This is a genomic window from Caldicoprobacter sp. (assembly GCF_047459465.1).
Lineage (GTDB): Bacteria > Bacillota > Clostridia > Caldicoprobacterales > Caldicoprobacteraceae > Caldicoprobacter.
Genome location: NZ_VSCO01000130.1, coordinates 1 through 4,881 on the forward strand (window position 1 = coordinate 1; position 4,881 = coordinate 4,881).

The window sequence follows — 4,881 nt, forward strand, 5'->3', positions numbered from 1 at the left end:
GATTCTGAGCCCCCTCTCCAGCGCTTCAATATTGGAAGAATCCAGGCACAGCGGAGCATCCACCGCTGTAACCAAGGTGTCTATGACGTCCACCATCGTACCTGCCTCATCAATGCCCGGCATGCCTACGTTGACATCCAGCATATCGGCCCCTTTTTCAACCTGTTCTACTGCAAGCTGGCGGACGTACGCATAGCGCTTTTGCTTCAAAGCCTCCTGCAGCGACGGCTTTCCTGTGGGATTTATCCTCTCGCCCACCACAACAAAGGGATTACCTGCTCCAATGAATACCGTCTTCCTGGCCGATGTGACCGGTGAACCTTGATGTTTTGATGGAGGCAGCGGCTTTATCCCCTCTACATTTCTCGCAACCTCGACCACATACTCCGCCGAGGTGCCACAGCATCCGCCTATCAAATTGGCCCCCACCTGTGCCAACAGGCTGGCATACCGTCCAAACTCTTCTGGCCCCATCTCAAATACCGTCACGCCATTCGCCAGCTTTGGCAGCCCTGCATTAGGTTTTGCTAGCAATGGCACTTTAGCATAAGGCTTCATATGCTCTATAATGCTCACCATCTTGTCAGGGCCAGTGGAACAGTTACACCCCACCACATCCGCACCCAGGCTTTGAAGGGTAATAAGTGCCGTGACCGGATCAGTACCAGTCAGTGTCCTCTCCCCTTCCTCAAACGTCATGGTGACCCATACTGGAAGGCCGCAACTTTCCTTCACCGCCAGCAAAGCCGCCCTGGCTTCCTGAATGTCGGTCATGGTCTCTATAATAAACAGGTCAACTCCTCCCTCGAGCAATCCCCTTACCTGTTCCTTGTAAACCTCTACCGCCTCTTCAAACGAAAGGTCACCAATAGGATGAATATACCGCCCTGTACTTGATATATCTCCAGCAACAAGAGCATGCCCCCCAGCCGCCTGCCTGGACAGCCGGGCCAGCTGGCGGTTTATATCTATTACTTTATCCCCCAGCCCAAATTCCTCCAGCTTTATGCGGTTGGCACCAAAGGTAGCTGTATATAGCACACGGGCACCGGCTTCAACATAACCCTTCTGTATAGCCAACAGGACATCAGGATGCTCCAAAGCCCACAGCTCGGGGCACATCCCCGGCGGCATCCCTTTTTTCTGAAGCTCGGTACCCATAGCCCCGTCCAGCACTATAACCCTTTCATTCATCAACTGCTTCAAAGTCGTCCAGTTCATACTCATCCAACCTTTCTTTAATCCATCTGGCATTCAATTTTGATTCTAGCATCTCCGTATCCTCTTTAGGCTTCTTAAAGTAAGCTTCCCTTTAAAACCCTGACCACCATATTCACCCTGTTGAAGGGCGTTATCAAGTATAGACCGTCAACATGCTGCTTTATATTATTTATCAGCTCAACCGCTATCTCGATCCCCACCTCTTCAGCTTCCTGCCTGTCCATATCCGGCCTAAAACGCTCAATATAATGGGAAGGTATGGATATCCCCGGTATCTCGTTGTTCAAAAACAGAGCATTTTTGTAGCTCACAATGGGCATAACCCCACCCAGGATTTTAACCTTTTCCCTGGCCTTGAGCCTGGCCAGATACTCTATGACCTCAGAAGCAAAGACGGGTTGCGTGAGGAAAAACCGGGCCCCATTTTCCATTTTGCGCTCCATTCTAGATATCTCGGCATCCCTGTTTTGAACATTGAGATTCAACGCCCCGCCTACTATATAAGGATCCTGGCTGAAAAGCTCGTTGTTCATCTCCTGTATAAGGGCCATGAGCTTGAACGAGTTCAAATCAAACACGCTTTTTACAGAGCTCTTTTCGGCACCCGGTATGGGATCGCCGGTCACAACCAGCAAATTACGTATCCCTTCCACATACCCCGCAAGTAGCAACGACTTGAGGCCAATTAGATTATGGTCCCTACAGCACAGATGGGGTATTACTTCTATGCCCACTTCCCTCTTTATCTTGGCCGCCAGCATCATGGAATTCAGTCGAGGTCGAGCCAGAGGCGAATCGGCCACGGTAACTGCATCGACGCCGTTTTGCTTTAAAACCGCGGCCCCTTCCATAATCTTTTCCACACTCACATCAAAAGGCGGGTCAAGCTCGACCACAACCGGGAATTTTCCCTCAACAAGCTTGGTGTAAAAATCATTTTTTCCCATAGTAATATGCCAGACCTTGCGTACAGGTGCAGATGCCCTACGCTTCTCCCCCGCAAACTCGGCCAGCTTGTCCCGCATCTTGCTTATGTGCAGCGGCGTGGTCCCGCAACAGCCGCCTACTATCTTTACGCCCAGCCTGGCCACATCCATCATGATGTTTGAAAAATACTCGGGATTACGGGTATACACCGTTCTTTGATGAACAATTTCGGGATAGCCGGCATTGGGCATAACCGATACTATATCCCCCGAAAAGTCAAAAGCCCTTATGTTTTGATAAAGGTGCGCCGGCCCGGCACCGCAGTTAAAACCGTACGCATCAATATACGGTATGGCCTTTACCTCTTTAATGATCCTGGAAATGCTTATGCCCTTTCTGGTATAGCCGTCAACCGTTGTGGCAAACTGAACCAAAATAAAAGCCTGACTGTTTTTGCTCTTTATATACTCGGTAACCTCACGTAAATAATCGGTACTGCTCAGGGTTTCCAATACAAATATATCGGCTCCCGCTTCAATAAAGGCATCTACTATGAAGCGGTATTCATCCAAAATGAATTCGGGGTCCACTTCCTTTTTATCGGCCGTCATCTCGGGTATAGGTCCCATATCTGCTGCAACAAATACCTCTCTGCCCCGTGCAGCCTGCAGTGCAATCTCATAACCCTTTGCTATGATCCGCTTTACTTGATCTCTGGAAACATCCAGTGCCAAGGTATTTGCAGAAAAAGTATTAGTCCTTATTAGCCTTGCTCCCGCCTGGATATATTCAGCATGGATAGCCTTGACGACCTCTGGCTCTGTCTCATTGGCCAGCTCCGAAAAAGCGGCATCCTCACCGGTTATCTGCGAGTAATAGGTCCCCATGGCACCGTCGGCCAATAGTATATTGTCCTGCAAGTACTCCTTTATCATGGTTTAATACTCCTTTATCACCATTACATCCAGCAGATATTATTATCCATTTTACCTTAAATGCTTTGACAAATACAAGTACAAAAATCCTATTCCTCATCAACCCCCGTTTAAACCAGGACGAGATTGTTAGCAAGTAAAATTAACCCTTTGGAGAACATCATAAAACGACCTATATGCCACTATTACCACATTATAAAGAATAAACCTCTTTGCAATAAATGCAAAGGGGTTCCAAAATTCGACAAAGTTTTTGCTCAATTTACCCAGTTACTCCTTCTCATTATATCTCCTTACGGGTTAATCCTTATGCTTAAAAAGCACCCTGACTCCTTGCGGCGTATCCTCAAGTATAATTCCACGGGCCCTAAGTTCATCCCGTATCTGATCAGCCAGTGCCCAGTTCTTTTCCTTGCGTGCCTGCTGTCTCTTTTCAATCAAAGCCTTAATCTCCGGGTCAAGCTCCTGCCGGGGATCCTTTCGCAAAAGACCCAGGACGCCTGTCAGCTCATCCAAAAGCGCATAGGCCCTCTCCACAGCCTGCTTTGAACTGCTGGCACTCAGCTGAGAGTTTATATCCCTTACCATATCAAAGATGGCAGCCAAGGCATCAGCGGTATTTATGTCATCATCCATTGCCTCTTCGAATTTAACCTTATAACCTGCAAGCCTTTGGATGAAATCTATCTCTTCTTCCGAAAGCTCCCTTTCAACAGCGTTTTCCATCATATGCAAGAGATTGGCCTTGCAGTTGTACAGGCGTTCCAAGGCGCTCTGTGCCTGCCTAAGCATATCCTCACTAAAGTTTATAGGATTGCGGTAATGGGCCGAAAGCATGAAGAATCGCACCACTTCCGGATCAAACTGCTTGAGTATATCACGAACAGTGAAGAAGTTGCCCAGCGACTTGGACATTTTCTGGTTATTTACATTGATATATCCGTTGTGCAGCCAGTACCTTGCAAAGGGCTTGCCAGTAACCGCCTCGCTCTGAGCGATCTCATTTTCGTGATGAGGAAATATCAGGTCCTGGCCTCCAGCATGTATGTCAATGGTATCCCCCAAGTACTTCATGGCCATCACCGAGCACTCTATATGCCAGCCCGGCCTTCCCTTGCCCCACGGGCTATCCCATGCCGGCTCGCCCGGCTTTTGGGCCTTCCACAGGGCAAAGTCCATGGGGTTCCTCTTGCCCTCTTCTACTTCCACGCGGGCACCGGCTTCCAGCTCCTCCAGCTTTTGCCCCGATAGCTTACCGTATTCCGGAAAAGCTGAGGTATCGAAATATACGTTGCCATTTACCTCATAGGCCACACCCTTTTCAATTAACTTCTTGATCAGAGCAATCATATCGCCGATATGCTGGGTAGCCCTGGGATGGAAGGTTGCCCTCTTTATGCCTAAAGCATCGGCATCTTTAAAGTATTCATTGATAAAACGATCTCCCAGCTCCTTTACGGTAATGCCCTCTTCATTGGCCCGCTTGATCATCTTGTCGTCTATATCGGTAAAGTTTTGAACAAAAATTACCTTATAGCCCTTATACTCCAGGTATCTTCTCAAAGTATCAAATATGATAAAGGGACGAGCGTTGCCTATGTGGAAATAGTCATACACCGTTGGCCCGCAGGAATACATGCGCACTTCTCCTTCACGCAAAGGAACGAATTCCTCTTTTCTCTTCGTAAGCGTATTATACAGTCTCATCTTTCCACCTGCCCTCCAATTCATCTACCTTCTTTTCTAAGGCGCTGACTCTATCCAATATCTCTTTAATCTGCTCAGCCACGGGGTCAGG

The 4,881-nt window shown here is 48.3% G+C and carries 3 protein-coding genes; all 3 read right to left on the reverse strand.

What is annotated here, in order from left to right; translation table 11 throughout:
• Nucleotides 1–1,221: homocysteine S-methyltransferase family protein (locus FWJ59_RS07845; protein ID WP_414481396.1), on the reverse strand; the 1,221-nt coding region annotated here is incomplete at its 3' end.
• A gap of 74 nt (nucleotides 1,222–1,295) precedes the next feature.
• Nucleotides 1,296–3,083 carry a bifunctional homocysteine S-methyltransferase/methylenetetrahydrofolate reductase gene (locus tag FWJ59_RS07850; protein WP_092282184.1) on the reverse strand — a complete coding sequence of 596 codons (1,788 nt, stop codon included), beginning with the start codon at nucleotides 3,081–3,083 and terminating at the stop codon, nucleotides 1,296–1,298.
• A gap of 300 nt (nucleotides 3,084–3,383) precedes the next feature.
• Nucleotides 3,384–4,790, reverse strand: coding sequence for a cysteine--tRNA ligase (cysS, locus tag FWJ59_RS07855; protein WP_414481397.1), 1,407 nt, complete (start codon nucleotides 4,788–4,790; stop codon nucleotides 3,384–3,386).
• Nucleotides 4,791–4,881: the final 91 nt, after the last annotated feature.

Coding starts and splice junctions, on each gene's coding strand:
- FWJ59_RS07850 (WP_092282184.1), bottom strand. CDS start 3,083: ATGATAAAGGAGTACTTGCAGGACAATATACTATTGGCCGACGGTGCC.
- cysS (WP_414481397.1), bottom strand. CDS start 4,790: ATGAGACTGTATAATACGCTTACGAAGAGAAAAGAGGAATTCGTTCCT.